The sequence below is a fragment of the Gemmata palustris genome (assembly GCF_017939745.1).
GTDB lineage: Bacteria > Planctomycetota > Planctomycetia > Gemmatales > Gemmataceae > Gemmata > Gemmata palustris.
The window spans coordinates 2,731,761-2,755,923 of record NZ_JAGKQQ010000001.1; the positions used below are offsets into that span (position 1 = coordinate 2,731,761).

Genomic DNA, 24,163 nt, shown 5'->3' on the forward strand with positions numbered 1-24,163 from the left:
GGACACAACAATGGCCGGCGACCTCCGCTCCGCTCTCAACCACGCGGTCTGCGACGAACTGGACGCAGCGCTCTCGCGCATCGTTCACTGCGTGAACCAACTGACCGATGCGCAAGTGTGGTGGCGCCCGCCGGACGGCACGAACGCGATCGGCAATCTCGTTCTGCACCTCACGGGGAACATTCAGCAGATCATCGCGAACAACCTTACCGGGGCGCCCGACACCCGCGACCGCCCGGCCGAGTTCGCCGCACGCGACGTCGTGCCGAAGGCCGAACTGCTCCACCGGTTGACGGCCGCGGTCGCGGCGGCCAAAGCCGCTGTCGTGTCGGCCCCCGACGAACAGCTTACCAGTATGCGCCGCGTGAACGCTTACGACTGGACCGGCATTCAGGCGGTGGTGCGGAGCGTCGCCCACTTCCGTGGGCACACTCAAGAGATCATTCACACCACGCGAACCGTCCTCGGCGCCGACTACCAGTTCGCCGGGCCGCGCTGACCACGATTGGGGTCGACTCATGACCGAAGCGGACGCCCCGCCGAAGCCGCCTTCGGCCGACGAAGTGAATCGACTCTGGCAGCACGGGATGCACGAGGAGCGGTTGTTCCACGACCGGTTGAACTATTTTTCGTTCCTCGAAACCGGGCTGCTGACAATCTGCGGCATCATGTACAACAAGGAACCCGCGATCGGGTTCTTCCTGCCGATCACGGTCGTGGGACTGCTGTTCACGCTGCTGTGGATCGTCATCCAAAAGCGCCACTGGACGTACTGCGAACACATCAACTCGCGCATCAGGGTGCTCGTGCCCGAGTACAAGGCCACGCTCGACGGCTACGTTCGACCGGGGCGCCGCGACGGGTTCTCGCTCTCCAAGCCGCTCGCGCTGGCAGTGCCGTTCCTGTTCGCCTGTACCTGGGTCGCGTTCCTCGTGTGGATCTTGGTGAGGAACCACGTACAGACCACCACGGAAGGCATCACGGTCGAGCGCATCGGACTGGTGGTGCTCGCAGCAGCACTTGCGTGGGTGATGTTCAAGCTCCGGCGCCTGGAGCAGCGGCTCAAGTGAACCTTACACCCACCCGTCCGGCAACGTGGCGTTCGCAAAGATCGCACGCGCATCGGCGAGCATTTCTCGGCGCGCGATCGCGTCGTAGCGGTCCGAGAAGTGGAACAGGATGAGACGCCCGATTTCGGCCCGCGCCGCCATCGACGCGACTTCTTCCGCGGTGGAGTGCATCACCCGTTCCGCGAGGTCTGCGTCGATGGCCCGGTACTGACTTTCGCACACCACTGTGTTCACCCCGCGGAGCCACGGAACGAGTTCGTCCGCCGTCGCGGGAGTCATGCGGAAGTCGGTCAGGTACGCGATCGAGTCGCCCGGTGTGGTGACGAGCAGTTCCGCTTGAAGCGCGCTCAGTGGGTGAACAACGCCACCGATCTCAATGGTTTCGCCGGGTGTCGCGCTCGGCCCGCGGAGTCGCTTCAGCCAGGGGCCGGGTTTCAGCCCCTTCGCGGCCAGTTTCGCGGTATCCACGTTCACCCGATCGGCCTCCCGCACCAAGTAACCCACCGATGGCGTCCCGTGATCGAGCAGCACGGCCTCCACCGTGAAGCCGTCGCTCTCGATAACGGTGTGCCCCTGGCGCGGGCGTTCGGGCGTCGCGTGCGCGGTCCGAAAGCCCTCTTTCGCGAGAAACCGCTCCTCGCGCACCGCATCCGGCCCGATCTCGGAAACAAACCACTCACCCTCCTGTTTCTCGTCCACGAGGTTCCACATGAACCCGCGAAGCCGGTGGTGAATAACCTCGGTGCTGCCGTGCGGCACCCAGATGCGGTTCTCTTTTGTGATGCGATCGAAGTTCAGCCGGAAGAACAAATCGAAGCCCGCGATGTGGTCCATGTGCAGGTGTGAGAAACACAGGTGGTCGATTTCGCGCAAGTCGGTGGGGCCGAGTTGGTGCGGGCACCCGTCGCCGCAATCGAACAACAGCCGCGTTTGCGACTGGCCGGTATCGACCTTCACGAACAGCGCGTTATCCCGCCCCGGCTGGCCGAGAACCTGGAATGTCAGGGGCACAGCGAACTCCTCACGATCCGGTGAACCCCGACCGCAAGGTCGGTGGGTGTATGGTGCGGATAGTGCGATCCCGACTCGCTCCACCCGCCGACCTTGCGGTCGGGGTTCACCAGCAGTGGGCGCCGACCGCAAGGTCGGGGTCGGCCGAATCAGTGCGGCCGCTCCTCGAACCGCAGGTGCCGCACGGACGTTCCGAAGTCGCGCAGCTCCATCAGCGCCGTGATTCCCACGTCCAGGTGCTTGCGGACGAACATCTCGGTGACGGTGGCGTCGCTCTTGGACGTCTTCACGCCCTCGGGCGTCATCGGGTTGTCCGATACGAGAAGGAGGGCGCCCTTCGGGATTCGGTTCACGAACCCGACCACGTAAATCGTCGCGGTCTCCATGTCGATTGCGCTGGCGCGAATGTCCCGCAGGTACTGTTTGAACCGGTCGTCGTGTTCCCACACGCGGCGGTTCGTCGTGTAAACGGTACCGCTCCAGTAATCGATGTCGTGCTTGCTGCTGGCCGCCGCAACTGCGGCTTGCAACCGGAATGATGGGAGTGCGGGCACTTCGGGTGCGAGGTAATCGTGACTCGTCCCTTCACCGCGAATCGCCGCGATGGGCAGGATGAAGTCGCCGACCTTCGTACTCTTCAGACCGCCGCACTTGCCCAGGAACAGCACCCCCTTCGGCTCGATCGCCGAGAGCAGGTCCATCACGGTCGCGGCCATCGCGCTGCCCATCCCGAAGTTCAGGATGGTGATGTTCTCCGCGGTCGCGGACGTCATGGGCCGGTCGCGCCCGACGATCTCGACCCCGTACTTCGCAGCGAACAACTCGACGTAGTGCGCGAAATTGGTGAGCAGAATGTACTTCCCGAACTGCTCGACCGGGCGCCCCGTGTACCGCGGCAGCCAGTCCAGCACGATCTCCGCTTTTGTCTTCATGCACACGCTCCGAGAGGTCCGCTGATTGTGCCGCGACGCATCACGCATGACAAGGCGAGCGGCCCTCACGCCTTCTGCACCACCTTCACCACGTTGTCCTCGGTCGAGGTCAACGTGCCTTCAGCGGAGAGAGCGTTGATCGCCTGCGCCACGCGCTCGCGGATCTTCGGGCCGACGCGCTTGAAACCGAGCCGCTTCGAGACCGCGGAGATCAAGTCTTCTGCCGGCATCGTTCCGAACTCCGTCAGCGACGCGATCAGGGTTGCGTGCAGTACACTATCGCTGACCTTCTCGATGGAATCGAAATCCAGCTCGACTTCCTTCACCGGCTTGAGTTTCACGGCCGCGACCACTTCCGGCTCGGGCGCAGGTGCAACTTTCGCGGGCGGTTTGCGGGCCGCTTCGAGCGCCGCGAGCACGCGATTGACCTGACTGTTGCGGTCGCGGACCCAATCCGTGGACCACACCCGAACGAGGCGCCAGCCCAGTCCTTCGAGCACCGCTTGGCGAAGCCGGTCGCGGTCGCGTGCAGTTGCGGCCGAGTGATAGGTCGCGCCGTCACACTCGACACCGAGCAGGTATTTCCCTCCACCCGCATCAGTAATCGCGAGGTCGATGAGGTACCCGCCGCAACCGACTTGCCGGTGAATCGTGAGTCCGCGTCGCGCCAACTCGTCGCCGACCTCTTGCTCGAAAGGGCTATCCGCCCCGCGCCGACCGGCCTCTGTAACCACCGCTGCGAGAGCGGCAGGGCCGCGTTCGGCGAAGTCGAGAAACGCCTTGAGCAGCTTCGCGCCTTCGGCTTCGGTGCGCGTCAAATCGACATCGTTCGAGGTCATGCTCGAAATGACGCACATCGCCCGACGTGCCCGCGTGACCGCGACATTGAGGCGCCGTTCGCCGCCTTGTCGGTTCAGCGGTCCGAACCGCATCGCGACCTTACCCGCATCGTCCGGCCCGTAGCCGATGCTCAGCACCACCACGTCGCGCTCGTCGCCCTGCACGTTTTCCAGGTTCTTCACGAAGAACGGGTCCGGGCGATCCGCCGCGAAAAAGTCTTCGGCCCCTTTGTTCGCGCGGCGCAGCACTTCGAGTTCGTCAAGGATGCGGTCCTGTTGGCGCTGACTGAACGCGATCACGCCCAAACTCTGGTCCGGAGTTTGTCGCGCGTGCTCCATCACGAGCGCGGCCACGCGCTTCGCCTCGATCGGGTTCACGCCGTCCTTGAAGCGGCCCTCGGGCACCTTCACAAACCGCACTGCGGGGCTCGTGGCGTCGTCCGCGCTCGGGAACGTGATGAGCGAGCTGCTGTAAAAGAACTTGTTCGAGAACGCGATGAGCGCCTCGCGCCGGCTGCGGTAGTGCCAGCGCAGGCGCTTCCGGCAAATCCCCAGCGAGAGGCACACGTCCAGCAAGCTCTCGAAGCCCCCGGTGCCGCCCTCGTCGGGGTGCGGTTCGTCGCTGGTATCTTCACCGCTGCGGGCGAAGAAATCCGTCGGCGGGAGTTGCTTCGGGTCGCCACCCACCACGAGTTGTTTCCCGCGGTAGATCGCGCACACTGCGTCGTGCGGACGCACCTGCGAGGCTTCGTCGAAGATCACCAGATCGAACGCGAACTCCGGGTTATCGAGGTAGGTGCTGACCGCGAGCGGGCTCATCATGAGGCACGGCTTGATGCGCGGGAGCAGTGTGGGCATCTTCGCGAACAGGTGGCGCAACGGGAGGTGTCGGCGCTTCTTGTTCACCTCGCGCAACAAAATGCCGAGTTCGGATGCGTCTGGCGCGCCGTCACGCACACGCGGGCGATTCGGCTTTCCGAGCAACTGCGCCCGAACACGATCCCCGGCCGTTCGCACAGAGAGCCGGTCCAGTTCCGCAAAGCGACTTACGAGGCGTTCTTGTTTGTCCGTCGTGAATTCGCCGAGTAGCGGCGCTTGCTGGTGGATGGCATCGAGCCACAAGCGGAAGAAGCGCGAGCGGAACGCCTCGGCCGCGTGTTCTACGCCGAATTCGCCTGCGCGTACTTCTTCCAAAACGCCGCCCAAACCCGCAGCTCCGGCGTCGCGCTCGACATGCACGAATCGCACCCACTCGAACACGCGGTCGGCATCCGCAGCGCGATCGCTGGCCCACAGTGTGAGTTCCGCGAGCGGAAGATTGTTCAGGACGACATTGGTCGAGACGGTGGCGGCCGGGTCGAAAACGGCGCGCGTGACGTGTTCCCACGAAGTCGCGAACGTGCCGCCGCGCGCGGTTTCGTTCTGCTGAATCGCGCTCTTCAGTCGGTCGCGTGCCGACGGCTCGGTGAGCACACCCCGAAGTTGCGGCAAGACGGGGCGCTTCCACCGGTCGAGCAGGCGCAACAGTTCCTCGCCGAGTGCCGCACGTTCCGCGCGCACGCGGTCATCGGTCGGTTGACCCTCTTCGAGTTGCTTGAGGCGAGCGGCAACAGTTGCGAGCCGTGCTGCGGAAGTCGCCGCGTCGCGAATGCGCCCGCCGGGAATGTCCTGTCCTTGCGCGAGCAGGTTCACGAGCGCCTGCAACCCACTCGCTTCGCGTTCGAGCGCGGTCACTTCGGTCATCAGCCACGCTCGAACTTCGGCCGGAGTCTTCGCATCGAGTGGCAGCGCAGCAAAGTCACTGGCAACGACCGCGAGCCGATCACGAAATGCACGCTCGGCCGCCTCCAGAGCTGTTGCGCTGTCACCGAGCGCCTTTCGGTCGCGCTTCGATAGTGCCTCGTGCTTCACGCCCCGCTCTTCGAGCGTTTCCACCGCACGAAGAGCGTCGAGTGTTCCGGTCCAGTCCGGCCCGCCGGTCGTGTCCTTCATCAACTCGTTGCCATACGCGCCCACCACCTGGCGCGCGGCTTCGGCCTGTTGGTGATACCCCGCAAGCGCGGCGACATCGGCCCGGAGCGGCGTACCCGTGCGCGGCGAACTCGCGTACCAAGCAGAGACTTGCTTGCTCAGCCCCCACCAGCGCGGGAACAGGCGCGACCAGAACGACCGCCCGGCCTGGACCGCGTCGCGTGCGATCGCCGATGATTCCGGCACGAACGCGACCGGCGAGAACCGCGTGATGAGTTCCGTTCGTACCGCTTGCGCAGCGCGGTCCTGCTCATCAGCACGCGACACTACCGCGAGCAGTTCTTTTCGCCTCCCCGCAGTTCCCCAGGCACGCGGTCCGGCACCGACCCGGCCGACCACATCCCCCAAATGCACGCACTCCGCGAGCTTCGCCAGTTCTGGGACGCGCGACACCCCGAGCGCCTGCGTTGCGGCCAGCGCAGCACGATCCAGTTCCGTCGCGAGCGTTTCGAGTTGCCTCACCGCGTTCGCGGTTTGTTGCACGGCGACGAGCCGGTTGCGGAGTGTGAGCGCAGCCCCCGCGGTGAGGCGCTCGCGATCAGCGTTCACTGCGCCGAGTGAATCAATCTGCGAAGCAGCCTGCTTCACGGCAGCGATGTCGAACTCGGGCAATTTTGCACTAAGTTCACGCGACTCCAGCACCGCCTGATGCAGTTCGACCGCGCGCTGGGCCGCGGCACGCGGATCGGTGGCAAACCACTCCGGCGGGAAGAACGACAGCGGGAGCAGCGACCGCGCGTCGGCGACGGCCGCATCCCATTCGAGTACGGAGGGCGGTTCCGGGCCAACGCCGGCTTCCGCGAGAGTCGCAACCGCTTTCTCGGCCGCGGGAATCGCCCCTGCGAGCCGGCTCAGGTGAAATCGTGCATCGTCCTTCGCTTCTTGCGAAAACGTGACGAGTTTGCACCCGCGCCACGGGTGCCCGGTGGGGTTCGCCACCACCGGCGCGCAGTCGCCGAGGCGCGTGAGAACATCGTCGCACGTTTGGAGATAAGCCGCGTCCTTACTCAGCACATCGAGAACCGCAATGCGCGAGCGTGCAGGTAGGCTCCCGAGTTTTGCGACTTCACCGTGTACGCGGAACACCGACATCCCGAGCGGGGCGCGAACCGCGTGTAGTTCCGCAACGAAATCGTTCAACTTGCGGCGGCTCTCGGCGAGTTGCGAGAGTTGCGAATCGACGTCCGGCGCGCCGACCGGCTTCAGTTCGAGGCAGCGCCCCAACTCGGTCACGACTTCGCGCTTGTTGGCCTTGTGGCTGTGAAGCTCCAAGCAGAAATCGCCCAGCCCGCAGCGGTCTAGCCTGCGCTTCACCACTTCGAGCGCGGCCGTCTTCTCGCTCACGAACAGCACCGTTTTGCCGGACTGGAGCGCCTCCGCGATCATGTTGGAAATGGTCTGACTCTTACCTGTACCGGGCGGGCCGTCCATCACGAGGTGCGCGCCGCGTTTGACTGCTTCGATGGCCTCGTGTTGGCTGCTGTCCGCATCAAGAATGTGAACGGCTGCGATCGGCGCAACCACCGCGTCGAGTTGCTCCGCGGTCGGCAAATCGCCCGGCGGCTGGAGCGCCACCGCGCCATCACCCGCGACCGCGCGACACACCGGGTGCGATTTGACCTTCTCCGCGTTGCGGCCCAAGTCCTCCCACATCGCGAGCTTCTGGAAGTTGAACACCCCCAGCGCCGCTTCCGGGACCACGCCCCACCGGGGAATGTCCTTCACGCGGTCCGCGACGAGCGCGAAATACTTCGCCGCGCACTCCGGGTCTTCCGGGTCGAGGGTGTACTCGTTCGCAGCGGGTAGCTTGATGCGGAACTGCGTTTGGAGCAGTTCGGCGAGACAGTGGTTCGGCAGAATATCGTCTTCTTCCGCGACGAGTGTGAACGCCGACTCCACCGTTTCACGTTCGAGCTTCACCGGCACGAGCAGCAGCGGCGAGCGGACCTCTTCCTCCGAATCGGCACTCTCGTACCACCGGAGGAAGCCGAACGCCGCGAACAGCGTGGTGACGCCGTGATCGGTTTGCGCTTCGTCCGACAGGCGCTTGAGCCGGATCAGGCGCGCGGCGAGTTGCCGGTCGGTCTGATCCGTGAGCAGGTGCGCCGGCTTGAGGCGGTTCGAGCGCAAGCACTGTTCGAGCAAATCCCGGCGAACCGCGTCCTCGTTCGTTTGCGTCGTTCCGGTCGTGGGATCGAAATCGGACGAGAGCATCTCCGCATCGAGCACATCTTGCGGCAGCCCGAGGATGTCGCGCTTCCACGCGAACGTGAGCCGGTGACCGTCCTGAACGAGTTGGCGCCAAAAATCGGGCGCAAGCGGGTGCATCAGCGACACGCCGCCGATGCGCCCGGCCACGAACTTGATGAGCCGGTTCCGCTTCGTGGTGTCGAGCAGGGCCTTGCGCCACTCGGCGAGTCGCGCGTCGAGATCAGTAGGCATTGCGTTCTCGTGTGACCGGGGGTCCGCCGTGTCAGCGTATCCGCGGGGGCTAGCGGGGAAACCGAAATTGCCTCACTCGTCTTGAAGTGGTTCGCCACAAACCGCGCGGCGTTTTCGTTCTGCTGAAACGAGATCGTATTCGCCTGTGCTGCCCCACCCGAAAGCCGGTCCTCCGAAGACCGAGGCCTCGAGGCTAACAATTGCTAACAATTCGGGCCAGTGAGCGAGCCACACGCGCCGCAAGAGTTACAAAACGCTGATATTTCTAGCAATTTCTCCTCATTCCGCCCCCGATCAAGCTCTCGAAAACGGCTCACAATCGCTAACATTTCGCCCACCGACGTCACGATTTTCGGACTCTCGCGTGCGTCCCTCTACAGCCTTGCGGACACGCACCGCGACACAGCTACTCCATTATAGCAATTAGTATACGGAAAAACAGTAAACTCCATCTCGGTTTGCCCTCCGGCTGCGTGCAGGCGTTCTTGACGCGATCTCACATCCCGACACCACAATTCGTTTTCTCAGATTCGCCGTTCTTGTTGCCGGTGCGGGAGCACTACTATGTGAAGAGGTCGCCGTTGCCCCACCGAACAACCCGCCACACGAACCATGCGATCACTGTTAGCGCTCGCCTCTCTCGCGATCTGCGTTGGCCCGAGTTCGGCGCAGCAGCCGGATAAGAAAACGGACTTCGCACCCGACGTCGTTCCGATCCTCAAAGCGAGGTGCGCGAAGTGCCACACGAACGGCACCTATAAGGGCGGCGTGTCGTTCGATACGCGCGAAGAGTTGCTGAAATCGAAAGCTGCAGTGCCCGGGAAATCGACCGCGAGCGAGATCATCAAGCTCGTCACGTCCACCGATAAAGACACGCGGATGCCCCCGCAGGGCGATCCCCTGAGCGCGAAGGAGATCGCGGCGCTCGCGAAGTGGATCGATGACGGTCTGCCGTGGGAGCCGGGGTTCAGCTTCAAGCCCGCAACCTATGTCGCGCCACTCAAACCGCGGAAGGTCGCGCTCCCGCCCACGATGCCGGGCCGCGAGCACCCGATCGACCGCATCATCGATTCTTACTTCGCCAAGAACAAAATCATTGCCCCGGAACCGCTCGATGATGCGGCCTTCGCCCGGCGCGCATACCTCGACCTGATCGGGTTGCCGCCCGCGGCCGGGGAACTGGAAGCATTCGTCGCGAACACGAGCGCCAATAAGCGCATCGAGTTGGTGAACAAGCTGCTCGCGGAAGATCGTTCCTACACCGACCACTGGCTCGGGTTCTGGAACGACGCGCTCCGCAACGAATACCGCGGAACCGGGTACATCGACGGCGGGCGCAAGCAGATCACCGCGTGGCTGTACAAATCACTTTTAGAGAACAAGCCTTACGACAAATTCGCGCGCGAGCTGATTAGCCCGAACGCGAGTTCCGAGGGCTTCGTCAAGGGCATCAAGTGGCGCGGCGAGGTGAACGCCAGCCAAATTGTGGAGCTTCAGTTTTCCCAGAACGTCGGGCAGGTGTTCTTCGGCGCGAACCTCAAGTGTGCATCGTGCCACGACAGCTTCATCGACTCGTGGAAACTCGACGACGCCTACGGGTTGGCCGCTGTGATTGCGGACAAGCCGCTCACGGTCCACCGGTGCGACAAGCCGATCGGCCGGACCGCGAGCGCGAAGTTCCTGTTCCCGGAACTCGGCTCCATCGACGCGACCGCCCCCAAAGCCAAGCGGCTCGAACAACTCGCCGCCCTGGTCACGCACCCGGACAACGGGCGGTTCACCCGCACGATGGCGAATAGAATTTGGCACCGGCTGATGGGGCACGGGATCGTTCACCCGGTCGACGTGATGGGCAACAAACCGTGGAGCGAAGACCTCCTCGATTACCTCGCGGTCTACTTCGCGGAGAACGGCTACGACCTCAAAAAGCTGATGGCGCACATCGCGACCTCGCGGACTTACCAGGCGAAGGCAGTGCCGCTCGAAAAGGAGATCATCGGCGACGGTTTCGTGTTCCGCGGACCCGAACTGAAGCGCCTCAGCGCGGAGCAGTTCACCGACGCGATCTGGATGCTGACCGATACGGCGCCCGCGAAGCAGTCGGCCGCGTTCCCGGGCGCGCTGCCACCCTTCCCGGCCGGCGTGCCAAAGGAGCGGCAATTCGTCCGCACCACGCTGGTAGACTGCGACCCACTCATGCGCTCACTCGGTCGCCCCAACCGCGAGCAAGTGGTCACAACGCGCCCGGACCAGTTGTCTACGCTCCAGGCACTCGACCTCGCGAACGGTCAGATCCTCACGACGACACTCGAACGCGGCGCGACCAACATCCTGAACGCGAACGCGAAACTGTCGCCCAACGAACTCGCGGATTGGGTCTTCCTGGGAGCACTTTCGCGCAAGCCGACCGCGAACGAGCGTGCCGCGGCGAAATCGCTCCTGGGCGCGAAACTGACCACCGAGAGCGTGGCCGATCTACTGTGGGCCGTCGTCATGCTGCCCGAGTTTCAATTAGTAAGGTGAGATCGCGTTCGCGTCCTTCCGCGGCGGCCCAAACCGGGCTACGCTAAATGAAGCCCACGGGAGTCGTTCGATGAGCAAAGAAGGGTTCTTCTCCGCTGTTCGCCAGGCGTGCCGACTCGCCGGGCCGACGCTCGTCACGGACAGCGAAAAGCTCGACGCTGGCGCGATCGAGTTGCAGTTGCGCGGAACCGATTTGTGGTTAACGTCACGGGTGGTAGAAGGGTACGACCCCGAGGACTACCGTGACCTCCCGACCGCCGCGCAGGAGGCTCTCGCAAACGCCATCGAAGGGTTCCGGCGCGTCGCCAGTGCGGTGCCGCCCGATGCGCCTGCGACGCGCGATCAACGAGACGAAGCATGGGGGCACTTCAGCCGGATCCTTCGGTTCGTTCGGGAATACGTCACCGCGGAGTGGCTCGGTGCGGTCGAGTTCCTGTTCCAGCAAGCGGAATCGCTCGCCGTCAAGCGGGAGTGGGGCACTAAACGCTTTCCGAAAACACTCGCGGACTCATTCCTCGGTGCATACGAGGTGTCCCAACTGCTCATCCACCGCCCGGACGCACGGTTCATGTTGGACCCGGTCGCGCGGTACGCGCCGGGAACCACCGGGCTGGTCGATTTGTACGTCATGCCGTCACTGGGCGGAACGGTACTGACCCGGGCGAACGGTATCTGGCGGATTCACCCGCCACAGCCCGGCCAGCCCTTACAACCGTGGTCCGAGGCCGCGTTCCTCTCCGCGCTCGACGGGCTGGCGAGGGCCGCGGCGTGAAGCGGCAAGAGCGGATCGAGCGCGTTCGGGCGATCGAACGTGAATTCTGGGCCGCCGCATTTGCAGCCAACCTCCTTGACGAGGCCCTCCAGAAAGACTCGGGGTTGCTCGCCGCGGAAGCGTTCAAAGTGCCGGACGTGCGCAACTGGAAAAAGAACCTGGAGGGCACGTACCTGATCCGAATGTTCGCGGAATTCGAGGCCACACTCCGAGACGTGTGGGCGCGGTTCTTCAAGCGCGATACGCACCCGCGAATGGTCGACCTGATCGACGCCATTGCGGGGTACCAGTTCGTACCAGATGACGTGATCGACGGGGCACACGCGGTCCGGCGCTACCGGAACAGTTTGGTTCACGAAGGTGGCGAAGAGGCGGCCACGCTCCCTTTCGGCCACGCCCGGAGCTTCCTTGGTTCCTACCTCAGTCGGCTCCCGACCGATTGGTGACCACAACCTTGGTTCGTTATGCAATCCAACGATACCCGCGAACTCTCCCGACGCGAATACCTGCGAGCCATGACCGCGGCCGGCCTCGCGACCATCGCGGGCGGCGAACCGCGTCTGCGTGCATCGGACCCGGTCGCGCACCCCAAGCCCACCGCCGATACGTGCATTCTCCTCTGGATGGCCGGCGGAATGGGGGCGCCGGACACGTTCGATCCGAAGCGCTACACCAAGTTCGAGGTCGGCGTCCCGGTCGACAAGATCCTGTCCACGTTCCCGGCCATTGACACGGTCGTGGACAACATTAAGTTCACCGAGGGCTTGGAAAACATCGCGAAGGTGATCGACCGCGGGACACTCATCCGATCGCACGTCGTCGCGGATCTCGGCAACATTCTGCACTCGCGTCACCAGTACCACTGGCATACGGGATACGTCCCGCCGCAAACGGTCGCGTGCCCGCACATCGGGGCGTGGATGGCGCGCGTGCTCGGCCCGCGGAACCCCGCCATTCCGCCGTTCATCAACATCGGACAGAAACTCGAAGGCCACGGCGAATCGGAAGAACTCAAAGCGTTCACCACGGGCGGGTTCTTCGGCACCGAGTTCGGGCCGTTCAACCTGCCCTTCCCCGACGACGCCGTGAACGCGGTCCGGCCGCCCAAGGGCATGACGCCCGAACGCTTCTCCGCGCGCCACGAGAAATTCAAGGAACTGCTGAAGGCTTCCCCCGTGGGCGAGATGGCGAGCGACCACCACCACGAGTCGATGCTCAAGTCCATTGAGAACGCGCACCGGTTGCTCACGAGCAAGGAACGCGACGCCTTCGACATTACCAAAGAACCGAAAGCGAGTTACGACAAGTACAACACCGGGCGGTTCGGGTTGGGGTGCCTGCTCGCCCGGCGCCTGGCAGAGTCCGGGGCGCGATTCATCGAGGTGACGACCGAGTACGTGCCGTTCCTCCACTGGGACACGCACGAGAACGGCCACACTACGTACACCCGCATGAAGAAGGAAATCGACCGCCCCATCGCCCAACTGATCCTCGACCTGGAGCAGCGCGGGATGCTCGACCGCACGCTCGTCGTCCTGGCGAGCGAGTTCAGCAGAGACATGATGATCGAGGGCGTACCGGGCAGCACGGCGAAGGACCAGTCCCTCGCGAAAGCCGAAAAGCTCGGCGAACTGAAACACTACGGGCTGCACCGGCACTTCACCGGCTCCGGGTCGGTGCTGATGTTCGGCGGCGGAATCAAAAAGGGCGCTCTGTACGGCGAGACGGCAGCAGAACGGCCGCTCATCACCACGAAGAACCCGGTGAGCATTCGCGACCTGCACGCGACCATCTTCCACGCGATGGGGATCTCGCCGAAGACCGCGTTCGACGTCGAGAAGCGCCCGTTCTACGCGACTGAAGACGGTAAGGGCAAGCCGGTGATGGACCTGTTCGCGCGCGGGAAGTGAGCCCCTCGATCACATTTTACCGTGCGGGAGTTCCTAATTTCACACGGGTAGACACCCCTTGTCTGCCCGCGAGAGCGGATAATGGAAGTGCCGCGCACCAGTTCCCAACCGGTAGAATCCCATGCGAGCCGTGCTGATGTGGGCCGTTCCGCTCGTGCTGGTTGTCGCCTATTTGCTGCTCGCAAAAATCATTACCCGTGACGCATCAATGGTACCGGAAAACTTCCCCGTTCTCGAACCCGATGAAATCGGCACCGCACCAGCCGCGCCCGCGGGTGTGGTCGAAGTGGCCACCTTCGGGTCCGGCTGCTTCTGGTGTACCGAGGCCGTGTTTCAGCAGATGAAGGGCGTGCAGAAGGCCGTGTCCGGCTACAGCGGCGGGCACGTGCCCAACCCGACCTACGAGCAAATCTGCACCGGGCGCACCGGCCACGCGGAAGTGGTTCAAGTCACGTTCGACCCGGCCGTGGTGTCGTTCGCGGAACTGCTCGAAGTGTTCTGGCGGTCGCACGACCCCACCACGCTGAACCGGCAGGGGAACGACGTTGGCACGCAGTACCGCTCTGCCGTCTTCTACCACACCGAGCGGCAAAAACAGCTCGCCGAACGGTACAAGTCGAAAATCGACGCCGCGGGCGTGTACCAGTCCCCGTTGGTCACCCAAATCGTGCCGTTCAGCGAGTTCTTCTCCGCGGAAGCCTACCACCAAGATTACTACGCGAGTAACACCCAGCAGCCGTATTGCCGCGCGATCATCGGCCCCAAGGTCGAAAAGCTGCGCAAGGTGTTTCACGATCGGTTAAAAGGTGAGTGACGCCGGGCCGAGAGCGTGCAGAGACCGGATCGATACGCGAGGCGACCATGACCCTGGCCAAGAAGAAAACGACGCCCGCGTTCCGGGTCCGCCTCCGGCAACTGCGGGACGCGGTCGGCATCTCCCAGGTGCGCACCGCCAAGATCGTGGGCGTTCACATCGCGACGTACATGCGCTGGGAGCGCCTCGGGGAGACCGAACCGACGTTCTCGCAACTGTGCGTGCTGGCCGACACGTTCGGGGTCACGCTGAACGATTTCGTGACCGAAGCGCCCGCAACCGAGTCGCCCGAACCTGCGGAGGAGGTTCCCAAGAAGCCGGCCCCAAAGAAGGGGAAGAGCAAGAAATAACGCCGCGAACAAGCCGTCAGCCCTTCTTCTCTTCACCTCCCGCGTCGCCGAACAAATCGGTGCGAACCCGCTCGCGCTCCCGGTCGATCTGCTCCGGTGCGGCTCCGAGTTCTCGCAGAACCGACTCGGTCATTGCCAGTGCCACCTCTCCCTCGCCCGCGAATACCTCGTCCGCCCCGGCCTTCCGCAAGTCGGCGCGCTCGCGCAAGTATGCCGACCGCGCCAGCACCCGAACGTCCGGGTTCAGTTCACGGGCCAACCGAACCACCTCTTCGGCCCCCTTCAACCCGGACGCACTGAGGATCAGGCTCCCGGCGCGGTCCAGGCCCGCTTCCTTCAGCGTGTCATGGCGCGCGGCGTCCCCGTACACTGCCGCCACCCCATCGGCGCGCAACCGCCGGACCGTTTCTAGGTTCATTTCGATGATCGTGGGCACGATCCCGTTCTCCTTGAGGAGCCGGGCCAGCGTGCGCCCGACCGGACCGTACCCGATGACCACCGCCCGGTACCGCGGGTCCGCCTCCTCCGGAAGTACCGGGTTGGTCCCCTCGAGTCCGCGCCGGCGGGCATTCAACATACCCCACAGCCGCGGACGGGCCGCGGCCCACGCCTCGATCGGCCCGACCGCACGGTAGAGGAGCGGGTTGACCGAGATCGAGACGATGGCCGCCGCGACCAGCGCGCTCGTGGCCTCTCCGGGCAGCACCTTCAGGCTGGTTCCCAGCGCGGCCAGGATGAACGAGAACTCGCCGATCTGCCCGAGCGCCACGGACACGGCGATCGCGATCCGCACGGGGTACCCGAGGAGCAGAACGATCCCGACGGCCGCGAGCGGCTTCCCGATCATGACGACCGCGAGGGTCGCCAGCACCACCAGCGGGGCGTCGATCAGGTACCGCGGATCGAACAGCATCCCGACCGAGACGAAGAACAGCACCGCGAACGCATCGCGCATCGGCAGAGCGTCGGACGCCGCCCGGAGGCTGAAATCGCTCCGGCCCACGATCATCCCCGCGAGGAACGCGCCCAGGGCCATCGACACACCGAACAGCATCGAAGAACCGACCGCGATCCCCAGTGCCACCACGAGTACCGTCAGGGTAAACAACTCGCGCGACCCGGTGTCGGCCACCCGGTTCAGGAGCCACGGAATGACGCGCCCGCCGACCGGCATCGCCACGACAATCAGCAGGCCGATTTTGACCACCGCCAGTCCAACTGCGAGGGCGAGTCCGCCTTCCGAGTTCCCAAAAAGGGGCGGGAGCAGAACCAGCACAAGAACGGTGAAAATGTCCTCGACGACGAGCCACCCGATCGCGATGTGTCCCGTCGGCGTGTGCAACTCGTTGGCGTCCGAAAGTACCCGTGTCAGGACGACCGTACTGGCAACCGAGAGGGCCAGCCCGAACACCACTCCGGCCGAAGCCCCCCACCCCAGCGCCAGAGCCACGGCCGCCCCGAGCGCCGTCGCCACCAGACTTTGAACAATCGCCCCCGGCAGGGCTATGCGGCGAACGGCAAGCAACTCGTTGAAATGGAAGTGGAGCCCGACCCCGAACATGAGCAAGATGACCCCGATCTCGGCCATCTGTTCGGCCAGGTGCTTATCCGCAACGAAGCCGGGTGTGTGCGACCCGACCGCGATCCCGGCCAACAAGTACCCGACGATCGGGGAAAGCCCGAACCGGTGCGTGACGTAACCAAAGGCCAGCGCCGCGGTGAGCCCAAAAGTCAGAGTCAGTATCAGTTCCGTGTCGTGCATGGGATTACGTGTACCGTATGGCAAAACGAACGTGTATCGAAATCCAATCGGTCCGCGAGACCAGATCCTGGCCACGCGGTCCAAATACTGGACACACGAACGACTCGTTTGATCGAGGTCATTCGCGCTGTTTTCGCCTGGAACTGCGCCCGCGAGCGAGCGCGATTATCGCGCCCGGTGCGCGTAAGAGCAAACGAGTTGCCGCCTCAAACGGGACCGGCAAAAAAATGTGGGACCGTCCGACTTCGATCTCGGAAGGGCGAAAGCGCGGTCAGCCCCTCGATATATGGGGCAAAGAGGCTCGGCGGTCTATTATTGGTGCCCTCCGGCCGGGGTCGCCGAGCGGCACAACGCCTTCACATCGCCTTCCTGTATCGAAGTCGCGCATCAGCGTACCCCGCAACGAGGTGTTGGATGAGGTTGATGGCGACCACCGGCAGCAGCGCCAACGGGCACCCCGCGAGCGCGCCTGCCGCCAGCCCCAACCCGGCCCCGTTGTTCGCCATGCCGACGCCGAACACGAGTGCCGCGCGCTGTGCGGGGTCGGCGCGCACGGACCGCGCGGCCAAGAACCCGCTCGTGAACGCCGCCACACACATCGTTCCGGCCGCGACCGCGATCAGCGCCAGGAAGTCCCAATCGGGATCGGCAACAACACCGGGCAGACACATTGAGGCATTCGTGTAGCACAGAACTAGCAGGATCACAGACGCGACCGGCTTCACCCACGGCCCGGTCGCGTCCGCCCGGCTCCCACCGATCATCCAACGACTGAGAAGCCCCAAACCGGTCGGGACGACCACCCACAAAACGACAAACGCGCCCGCACCACCCGATCCGGCGAGGTGATTCAATACCTCGCTCGCACCACTCGAGGCAAACGTACCCGCCGCACCGAGTGCGAGCGGGGTCGTGAAAGGGCTGAACACGGTCGAGAGCAGAACGAGGCCGAGACTCAGCGCGCAATCGCCGTCGGCGGCGCGGGACCAACCCGCCGACGAACCCGCCACCGGCATCGCGGCGACCACCGCCAGGCCCACGAGCAGGTCGCGGGCTTCGGCGGGATCGTGCCAGAGCAACAGTACGGGCGCGACCGCCATCAGCACAACAACGGGCGCCACAACGCTCACAATCAGCCCAACAACCAGAGACAATGGCCGCCGGAACATGCCCCACAGGTGCTCGCCCCGCACCGCGAACCCGGCGGCAAACAGAAGCGCGCCGAGCATCACCGCCGGCGCGGATATTCGAACCGGGTGGCCCAATACGCAGCCCGCCCGTGCCAGTTCCGATATCCAGCGGCCGGCCCCCGGCACGGCCCCGGCCGCCACATACGCCCCGATCAGGAGCCCGAGGAAATGTCGGTGCAGGAACCCCGAAACTGATCCGTGTTCGCGACGCATCTGGGTCGGTCCTTTTCAGTTGAACGGCTTTGAACTGAACTGCCGACACCGTACCCGATGGACCTAAGCGGGCCGTGACGCGGGGATAAAGTATTTCTTATCTTCGCTTCATCCTCAGTTCACCGAGGTCGGGTACAGTGCCCCGCGACGGTTCGGGTCCGCCCGCGTCGGGAGCGGCCGACCGCGTATTGAGGAGCAAGCCATGCGTTACCTCGCAGCAGCCACGGTCGTCGCGTTCGTGTTGGCCGCACCGGTTCGGGCGGACGAAGAAAAAGTTCCGTTGGAAAAGGTGCCGAAGGCCGTTCTGGAGGCCGCCAAGAAGCGGTTCCCGAAGGCCGAGGTGGTCGGCGCGAGTAAAGAAACCGAGAAGGACAAGACGGTGTACGAGGTCGAGCTGAAGGAAGCCGGCAAGACGATCGACGTGACCCTCACCCCGGAGGGTATCATCACCACCATCGAAAAGCAGATCGACGCTAAAGAGCTCCCGAAGGCCGTGACCGATGCGCTCGAGAAGAAGTACGCGAAGGCCACCTTCAAGGTCGTCGAGTCGGTTTACTCCGTGAAGGACGGAAAAGAGGCACTCGACTACTACGAGGTGCTCCTCGTCACGGCCGAGAAGAAGGAGATCGAGGTGGAGATTCTCGCCGACGGTAAGATCAAGCACGAAGAAGAGAAAAAATCGGAGAAGTAACAAGCGAAGCCCGGCGTGCGACGGCGCAGCCGGGGCTGGCAAAAAGGCTGACAGGTCTACGTCCGCGGGTGCCCGAATTCGGGCGCCCGCGCTTTCGGGGCGGTTGATATGGGAATCCGCATTCTGCTCGTTGAGGACGAACCGGCGATCGGCGACTTCGTCGCCCGCGGGTTGCGCGAAGAAGGGTACCAAGTCGAATGGGCCGTGGACGGCGACACCGGGTGGCACCACCTGCGAACCGCCGTGTGGGACGTGATCCTGCTCGACTGGTGGCTACCCGGTCCGAACGGCCTGACGCTCCTCAAGAAGTTCCGACAAGCGGGTTGCGACACGCCGGTGCTCATGCTCACCGCGCGCGACGCCGTTTCCGACCGCGTGCAGGGGCTGGATTGCGGGGCCGACGATTACCTGTGCAAACCGTTCGCGTTCGAGGAACTGCTCGCGCGCGTCCGCGCGCTGGCGCGCCGGCCCGGCGCGACGTCGGGCACCACGCTCTCCTACGCCGACGTGCAGCTCGACCTCGCGACCCACCGCGCCGAGCGCGCCGGTACGAAACTGGACCTGACCGCGAAAGAGGAATCGCTCTTGGTGCTGTTCCTCCGGCACCCCGGCGAAGTGCTGAGCCGCACCCGGATCTACGAGGCGGTCTGGGACGAGCGGTACGACGGGATCTCGAACACGCTCGAGGTTCACGTCATGGAACTGCGCAAAAAACTCGAAGCACACGGCCCGCGCCTCATTCAGACGGTCCGCGGGCGCGGGTACGTGTTCGGGGAGCTCGAGTGACCCTCACGACCCGTCTGTCACTGTTCTTCCTGGCCGCGCTCGCAACGGTACTCGTCGCGTTCTCCGCGGCGCTGTACGTCCTCGCGCACCGCCACCTGACGCGGCAACTGGACGACCGGTTGGACGCATCCGCGCGCACCCTGGCTTCGGCCGCGGAGATCAAACCCGACGGTGTGGAGTGGGAACCGGAGGAGCGCCCGTTCCCGTTTACGTCGAGCCCCTTCGGGGACGAGCTCCGGTGGAACGTCACCACCGACGACGGCACCGTCGTCGATCAATCTACCCAGGAAGGCGCGCGAGAACTGTTGACGGAAGCCGAAGAAGGCTTCCGCACCGGGCACCGGAACCCGCGCCGGGTGGACCGTGCGGGCCGCGCGTGGCAGGCGACGCGCATCCGACTCGCGCCAGAACTGGCCCCACACCCGGTCCCACTCCGGCGCGGAAAGTTCTCGGCGCTCGTGCTGACGGTCGCGGTACCGCTCGATCCCGTTCACGGCACGCTCCGCACCCTCGCGGCAACACTAACCGGTCTCACGCTCGCGGTTCTCGCCGTCGCGCTCGTTGCCAGTCGCGCGGTCTGTCGGCGGGCGCTCGCTCCGGTCACGCGAATGGCCGAGACCGCGCGATCGATGGGCACTGACCTGACCGAGCGCTTACCGGATACGCGATCCACGGACGAAATCGCGAACCTGACGAGCGCGTTCAACGGTTTACTCGATCGACTGATGGAGGCGTTCGAGCGCGAACGGCGGTTCGCGGGCGAAGCGTCGCACCAGCTCCGCACGCCGCTCACGGCCCTCATCGGGCAGATCGAAGTCGCGCTGCGCCGCGACCGCCCGCCCCAGGAATATCAACGGGTACTCGGCGCGGTTTTGGAACAGGCCGGCCGGCTCCGGCGGGTCATCGAAGCGCTCCTGTTTCTGGCCCGCTCGGAATCCGACGCCCGGCTCCCCGGCTTGGAGCGGATCGACCTGGCGAAGTGGGTTCCCGCGCGGCTGGGGGAGTGGGCCGATAATCCGCGCTCCCGAGATCTCACCTTTGAAGCGCCGAGTGAAGAAGTGCCCGCGGCGCTTCACCCGGATTTGTTTGGCGAGTTACTCGACGCCGTTCTCGATAACGCCCTCAAGTACAGCGAACCGGGAACACCCGTCACGATGCGCGCTGGCCGCACCGCGAACGACGTGTGGGTGGAAGTTGAAGACCGGGGGTGCGGGATTTCGGCGGACGAGTTGCCGCACCTGTTTCGGCCGTTCTTTCGGTCCGAGACCGCGCGAAAACGGGGCGTACCCGGCGTGGGGTTGGGGTTGGCCGTCGCCGCCCGAATCGCGTCCGCTCTGGGCGGCACGATTGCTCTGACGAGTGAAGGCGGCCGGGGGTGTCGGGTCACGATTCGCCTGCCCCTATCTTTGGCACGCGAAGAACGCACGGGCGAACTCGGCCCACACAGTTCGACTCAAGGAGGAGAGCTTTGATGACGCGACGGCGGTTCCTTGCGCTCGCCGCGGGCCTTCCCGTGGTGGGCGGCTCGCTCGGAGCGTGGGGTACCACACCCGAAACTTTCACACGGTCAAGTCGGGCGTTCTCTACCGGAGCGGGCAGCAGACGCCGACAGGCTTAAAGCTGTCTCTGCGCGCCTACCAGATCAAGACCGTCGTCACGCTGCGGACGGTCCGCGACCCCGATCGGCCCTACCCCGACGAATGGGAGGCCGAATTGTGCGCGGCCCACAGCGCGCGTCACGTCCGAATCGTCCCTCAACCGTGGTCGTTGGACGAGGGGGGCGAACTCCCGGCCGAACGAGTCGTGCGGGCGTTCCTGGACATCGTGTGCGACCCGGCCAACCACCCGGTACTCGTTCACTGTTTCGCGGGCATCCACCGGACCGGGGCCATGTGTGCCCTTTTTCGGATGGAGTGCCAGGGGTGGTCGGCCGAACGAGCGATCGCCGAGATGCAGGACCACGGCTTCGAGCCCGGGCAGAGCCGGAACGGGATCGAGCAGTACCTGCGCGACTACCGCGCCCAGGCCCCACCTTCGGCGCCATCATCATAATCGGAATTTATCTCCGGTTTATCCTGCATTGCCGATAACAAATTGACACAACAAGAGCCCAAGTAACTTTGGCAGGTGGCGAGCTTTCGGTAACCGGGGCGATTCGTGACGGCATTACGCACAGTTTTGTTCGCGGTCACGGGGTGCGGCTTAATCGGCTGCTCGACACCGAAGGGAGCGGATCGCTCCCGGGTTTCGGCCGCCGTCGAAGCGCGCTTCGGCCAACCGGTGGGACTGAACGGCCCAAACACTGAGCAATTGATTGTTCCGGAGCGCCTGGGGCGCGGCGAACCGCTCACCGAAGAACAAGCCGTGGTCCTCGCGTTATGGAACAACGCGGCGTTCCACGAACAGCTCGTCGAACTCGACCTGACGCGGGCCGATCTCGTTCAAGCCGGGCTGCTGCCGAACCCGGAGTTCGTCTATTACTGGCCCGCCGGGAACAAGCCGTTCAAGTACCTCATCGATTTCCCGATCGAGTCGCTCTGGCTCCGCCCGCTGCGAATGAAGGCAACCGCGGCAGAAAACGAACGGGCCTCCGCGCGGCTCACGCAACTCGCACTCGACCTCATCCGCGATACCCGCCAGGCGTATGCCGACCTCCAACTGGCCCGTGACCGCGTGCGCGTATCGGAGCGGGCGGTGCAGTTGCGCGAGGACATCCTCAAACTCGCGGAGGCGCGCCTGAAGGCCGGGGACGCGAGCGAACTGGAAGCCTCGACCGCCCGGATCGATGCGCTCCAGGCGCGGCAAGACCTCACGCGCACCGGGTACGAGATCCCGGTCGCGCGGGAGCGGTTGCGGAACCTCACCGGGCTCTCGGCGGTCACGGTCGAACTCGTGCCGGACGACGCGGTGTTCGACCCGCACGTGGAAACCCCGCTCGACGAACTCGTCGCCGACGCGGTCGCGACGCGCCCGGACGCGGCCGCCGCCGACCACGCGGCCCGCGCCGCGGTCGAGCGCCTGCGGGTCGCGCGCCTCGGCTGGGTGCGGTTCCTCGGGTTGCTCGACGCCACCAGCGGCCGCGTTACCGGGCACGAGTTCAGTCCGGCGCTGCGGATGACGGTCCCGATCTTCAACCGCAACCAGGGCGGGATCGCGCGGGCGCAGGCCGAGCTCGACCAACTCGAGCGCCGCAAGGTAACGGTCCACAACCAGATCGTGCAGGACGTGCGGACCGCGCACGCGCGATACCAACAGGCCCGGGCCGAATTGGACCTCCTGAAGAACAAGACGCGGCCGGAAGTGGAAGCCACAATCAAGCGGGCGCGGGCCGCGTTCGAGAAGGGCGGCGTGACGTACCTGCTGGTACTGGAAACCAACCGGCAGTTGATCGACACCTACGCCCGCGAAGCGCAACTGTTCGCCGACTTGAGACGGGCGTGGGCCGAACTGGAGCGGAGCGTGGGGCGCAAGTTGAGTCCCCCGGGCCGCGATTCCGTCGGGAGCGACAAACCATCACCATGACATACCGGCACGGTCTTCTCACCGGGATCACCAGCACCGCGCTCGCGGCCGGGGCCATCGGCGCGGCGTGGTGGCTCGCCGCCGCACCCCCCAAGGAGCCGACCAAGTCGGCGGCCCCCGGCATCCCCGCGACCGTGCCCAAGCCGTTCAAGGAAGATCAGGCCGCGACGGTCGTGCTCACCGCCGACGCCGAAGCGAAGCTCGCGCTCCGCACCGCGCCGGTGACGCGCGCGTCGGTACCGCGGGCGCGCGTGTTCGGCGGGGAGGTGGTGATCCCGCCCGGGCGCGCGATCCTGGTCTCCGCGCCGCTCGCCGGCACGCTCAAAGCGGGCGCTGCGCCGGTTGCCGGCCAGCCCGTGCGAGCCGGGAAACCGGTACTCCAACTCGTACCGGTACTCGACCCGGTCGGCCGCGCGAACCTGACCGCGGCCCGCGTGGACGCCGACGGGCAGGTGAAGACGGCCGACGAGCAGTTGAAACTCGCTCGCATTACGCTGGGGCGCGCCAAGGAAGTTCTCGCCGAAGGCGGCGGGCGCCAGCGCGACGTGGACGACGCGAACGCCGCGCTGAAGGTGGCCGAGCAGACCCACGCGGCCGCGACCGCTCGGCGCGACCTGCTCGGGAGGGTGCTGGGCGAGCTCGACTCCGGCACCGCGGCCCCCATCCCCATTGATGCACCCGCGGACGGCGTGCTGCGGAACGTGAACTCGCTCCCCGGCCAGATGGTCCCGGCCGGCGCGCCACTGTTCGAGGTCATCAACCTCGATGTCGTCTGGGTCCGCGTGCCGGTGTACGTCGGCGACCGCGAGGAGATCGACGGCACGTGCGCGACGATTCGGCCGCTCGCGGCTCCCGTCGGAAGTGCCGGGCGGTGCGCGTGGCTAGTAGCCGCACCCCCAACCGCGAACCCGCTCGCGGGGACCGTGGACCTGTTCTTCCAAACACTGAACCCGGACCCGAGCGACGACCGCTGGAAGGCGCTCGCCGGGGCCGTGGGCGGGTTCGCCGTCGCTCCGTTCGCGGGTTCGCCGCTCGGCCCCGGTCAGCGGGTCGCGGTCTCGCTCGCGCTCAAGGAACCGGCCGAAGCGCTGACGGTGCCGTGGGCGGCCGTGCTCTACGACTTCCACGGCGGGACGTGGGTGTACGTGAAGACCGCCGACCGCACGTACTCACGCGAGCGCGTGCGGGTGCGCCACGTGACCGGGGAGCGGGCCGTTTTGGACGACGGGCCGGCGCCGGGCAAGGAAGTCGTGAGCGCGGGCGCGGCGGAACTGTTCGGTACCGAAACCGGCTTCAGCAAGTAAC

Annotated in this window: 19 protein-coding genes; 14 read left to right on the forward strand and 5 right to left on the reverse strand. The window is 65.2% G+C overall.

The window, feature by feature from the left end:
* Nucleotides 1-10: 10 nt before the first annotated feature.
* Both J8F10_RS11135 and J8F10_RS11140 read left to right on the forward strand, forming a co-directional pair.
* Nucleotides 11-499, forward strand: a complete 489-nt coding sequence (locus J8F10_RS11135; protein WP_210653897.1) for a DUF1572 family protein — start codon at nt 11-13, stop codon at nt 497-499.
* A 19-nt stretch (nt 500-518) separates the two neighbouring features.
* Nucleotides 519-1,070 (forward strand): RipA family octameric membrane protein, encoded by a 552-nt coding sequence (locus tag J8F10_RS11140; protein ID WP_210653898.1) that lies wholly within the window; start codon nt 519-521, stop codon nt 1,068-1,070.
* A 3-nt stretch (nt 1,071-1,073) separates the two neighbouring features.
* Here J8F10_RS11140 and J8F10_RS11145 read toward each other — a convergent pair whose 3' ends face one another.
* From J8F10_RS11145 to J8F10_RS11155, 3 genes are all read right to left on the reverse strand, one after another.
* Entirely contained in the window at nt 1,074-2,081 is a 1,008-nt protein-coding gene (locus J8F10_RS11145; RefSeq protein WP_210653899.1) for an MBL fold metallo-hydrolase, read from the reverse strand.
* 149 nt (nt 2,082-2,230) lie between these two features.
* The gene (locus J8F10_RS11150) at nt 2,231-3,013 is read right to left on the reverse strand and encodes an AMP nucleosidase (protein ID WP_052559894.1); all 783 of its coding nucleotides are present in this window, start codon (nt 3,011-3,013) and stop codon (nt 2,231-2,233) included.
* 65 nt (nt 3,014-3,078) lie between these two features.
* Nucleotides 3,079-8,325, reverse strand: a complete 5,247-nt coding sequence (locus J8F10_RS11155; RefSeq protein ID WP_210653900.1) for a DUF4011 domain-containing protein — start codon at nt 8,323-8,325, stop codon at nt 3,079-3,081.
* 612 nt (nt 8,326-8,937) lie between these two features.
* Here J8F10_RS11155 and J8F10_RS11160 point away from each other — a divergent pair.
* From J8F10_RS11160 to J8F10_RS11185, 6 genes are all read left to right on the forward strand, one after another.
* Nucleotides 8,938-10,848: a PSD1 and planctomycete cytochrome C domain-containing protein gene (locus J8F10_RS11160; protein ID WP_210653901.1), complete on the forward strand. Its 1,911-nt coding sequence runs from the start codon at nt 8,938-8,940 to the stop codon at nt 10,846-10,848.
* 70 nt (nt 10,849-10,918) lie between these two features.
* Nucleotides 10,919-11,620 carry a hypothetical protein gene (locus J8F10_RS11165; protein ID WP_210653902.1) on the forward strand — a complete coding sequence of 234 codons (702 nt, stop codon included), beginning with the start codon at nt 10,919-10,921 and terminating at the stop codon, nt 11,618-11,620.
* Nucleotides 11,617-12,066 (forward strand): hypothetical protein, encoded by a 450-nt coding sequence (locus J8F10_RS11170; protein ID WP_210653903.1) that lies wholly within the window; start codon nt 11,617-11,619, stop codon nt 12,064-12,066. Before J8F10_RS11165 ends, J8F10_RS11170 begins: the two co-directional genes overlap by 4 nt.
* Nucleotides 12,067-12,135: 69 nt before the next feature.
* Nucleotides 12,136-13,530, forward strand: a complete 1,395-nt coding sequence (locus J8F10_RS11175) for a DUF1501 domain-containing protein (RefSeq protein WP_246523167.1) — start codon at nt 12,136-12,138, stop codon at nt 13,528-13,530.
* A 121-nt stretch (nt 13,531-13,651) separates the two neighbouring features.
* Nucleotides 13,652-14,344: a peptide-methionine (S)-S-oxide reductase MsrA gene (gene msrA / locus J8F10_RS11180; protein ID WP_210653905.1), complete on the forward strand. Its 693-nt coding sequence runs from the start codon at nt 13,652-13,654 to the stop codon at nt 14,342-14,344.
* A gap of 47 nt (nt 14,345-14,391) precedes the next feature.
* On the forward strand, nt 14,392-14,694 hold the full coding sequence (locus J8F10_RS11185; protein WP_210653906.1) for a helix-turn-helix domain-containing protein: 303 nt from the start codon (nt 14,392-14,394) through the stop codon (nt 14,692-14,694).
* 16 nt (nt 14,695-14,710) lie between these two features.
* On the opposite strand, the gene J8F10_RS11190 is transcribed toward J8F10_RS11185, so the two are convergent.
* Nucleotides 14,711-16,456 (reverse strand): cation:proton antiporter, encoded by a 1,746-nt coding sequence (locus J8F10_RS11190; RefSeq protein ID WP_210653907.1) that lies wholly within the window; start codon nt 16,454-16,456, stop codon nt 14,711-14,713.
* 356 nt (nt 16,457-16,812) lie between these two features.
* Nucleotides 16,813-17,859 (reverse strand): bile acid:sodium symporter family protein, encoded by a 1,047-nt coding sequence (locus J8F10_RS11195; RefSeq protein WP_210653908.1) that lies wholly within the window; start codon nt 17,857-17,859, stop codon nt 16,813-16,815.
* A gap of 202 nt (nt 17,860-18,061) precedes the next feature.
* Between J8F10_RS11195 and J8F10_RS11200 the strand changes: the two genes are divergently transcribed.
* The 6 genes from J8F10_RS11200 to J8F10_RS11225 all read left to right on the forward strand — a co-directional run bounded on the left by J8F10_RS11200 (nt 18,062) and on the right by J8F10_RS11225 (nt 24,162).
* A complete protein-coding gene (locus tag J8F10_RS11200; RefSeq protein ID WP_210653909.1) occupies nt 18,062-18,550 on the forward strand; it encodes a PepSY-like domain-containing protein in 489 nt (162 codons plus the stop codon).
* 108 nt (nt 18,551-18,658) lie between these two features.
* Nucleotides 18,659-19,336, forward strand: coding sequence for a response regulator transcription factor (locus J8F10_RS11205; protein WP_246523169.1), 678 nt, complete (start codon nt 18,659-18,661; stop codon nt 19,334-19,336).
* Nucleotides 19,333-20,808 (forward strand): sensor histidine kinase, encoded by a 1,476-nt coding sequence (locus tag J8F10_RS38675; protein ID WP_210653910.1) that lies wholly within the window; start codon nt 19,333-19,335, stop codon nt 20,806-20,808. The genes J8F10_RS11205 and J8F10_RS38675 overlap by 4 nt, the downstream gene beginning before the upstream one ends.
* A 64-nt stretch (nt 20,809-20,872) precedes the next feature.
* Nucleotides 20,873-21,388 carry a fused DSP-PTPase phosphatase/NAD kinase-like protein gene (locus tag J8F10_RS11215; RefSeq protein ID WP_210653911.1) on the forward strand — a complete coding sequence of 172 codons (516 nt, stop codon included), beginning with the start codon at nt 20,873-20,875 and terminating at the stop codon, nt 21,386-21,388.
* 105 nt (nt 21,389-21,493) lie between these two features.
* A complete protein-coding gene (locus J8F10_RS11220) occupies nt 21,494-22,858 on the forward strand; it encodes a TolC family protein (protein WP_210653912.1) in 1,365 nt (454 codons plus the stop codon).
* Nucleotides 22,855-24,162, forward strand: a complete 1,308-nt coding sequence (locus J8F10_RS11225; RefSeq protein WP_210653913.1) for an efflux RND transporter periplasmic adaptor subunit — start codon at nt 22,855-22,857, stop codon at nt 24,160-24,162. The genes J8F10_RS11220 and J8F10_RS11225 overlap by 4 nt, the downstream gene beginning before the upstream one ends.
* The last annotated feature ends 1 nt before the right edge of the window (nt 24,163 follow it).

Excerpts from the sequence above, each read along its gene's own strand:
- J8F10_RS11135 (WP_210653897.1), top strand. The coding sequence starts at position 11 with ATGGCCGGCGACCTCCGCTCCGCTCTCAACCACGCGGTCTGCGACGAA.
- J8F10_RS11140 (WP_210653898.1), top strand. The coding sequence starts at position 519 with ATGACCGAAGCGGACGCCCCGCCGAAGCCGCCTTCGGCCGACGAAGTG.
- J8F10_RS11150 (WP_052559894.1), bottom strand. The coding sequence starts at position 3,013 with ATGAAGACAAAAGCGGAGATCGTGCTGGACTGGCTGCCGCGGTACACG.
- J8F10_RS11155 (WP_210653900.1), bottom strand. The coding sequence starts at position 8,325 with ATGCCTACTGATCTCGACGCGCGACTCGCCGAGTGGCGCAAGGCCCTG.
- J8F10_RS11160 (WP_210653901.1), top strand. The coding sequence starts at position 8,938 with ATGCGATCACTGTTAGCGCTCGCCTCTCTCGCGATCTGCGTTGGCCCG.
- J8F10_RS11165 (WP_210653902.1), top strand. The coding sequence starts at position 10,919 with ATGAGCAAAGAAGGGTTCTTCTCCGCTGTTCGCCAGGCGTGCCGACTC.
- J8F10_RS11175 (WP_246523167.1), top strand. The coding sequence starts at position 12,136 with ATGACCGCGGCCGGCCTCGCGACCATCGCGGGCGGCGAACCGCGTCTG.
- msrA (WP_210653905.1), top strand. The coding sequence starts at position 13,652 with ATGCGAGCCGTGCTGATGTGGGCCGTTCCGCTCGTGCTGGTTGTCGCC.
- J8F10_RS11185 (WP_210653906.1), top strand. The coding sequence starts at position 14,392 with ATGACCCTGGCCAAGAAGAAAACGACGCCCGCGTTCCGGGTCCGCCTC.
- J8F10_RS11190 (WP_210653907.1), bottom strand. The coding sequence starts at position 16,456 with ATGCACGACACGGAACTGATACTGACTCTGACTTTTGGGCTCACCGCG.
- J8F10_RS11195 (WP_210653908.1), bottom strand. The coding sequence starts at position 17,859 with ATGCGTCGCGAACACGGATCAGTTTCGGGGTTCCTGCACCGACATTTC.
- J8F10_RS11200 (WP_210653909.1), top strand. The coding sequence starts at position 18,062 with ATGCGTTACCTCGCAGCAGCCACGGTCGTCGCGTTCGTGTTGGCCGCA.
- J8F10_RS11205 (WP_246523169.1), top strand. The coding sequence starts at position 18,659 with ATGGGAATCCGCATTCTGCTCGTTGAGGACGAACCGGCGATCGGCGAC.
- J8F10_RS11225 (WP_210653913.1), top strand. The coding sequence starts at position 22,855 with ATGACATACCGGCACGGTCTTCTCACCGGGATCACCAGCACCGCGCTC.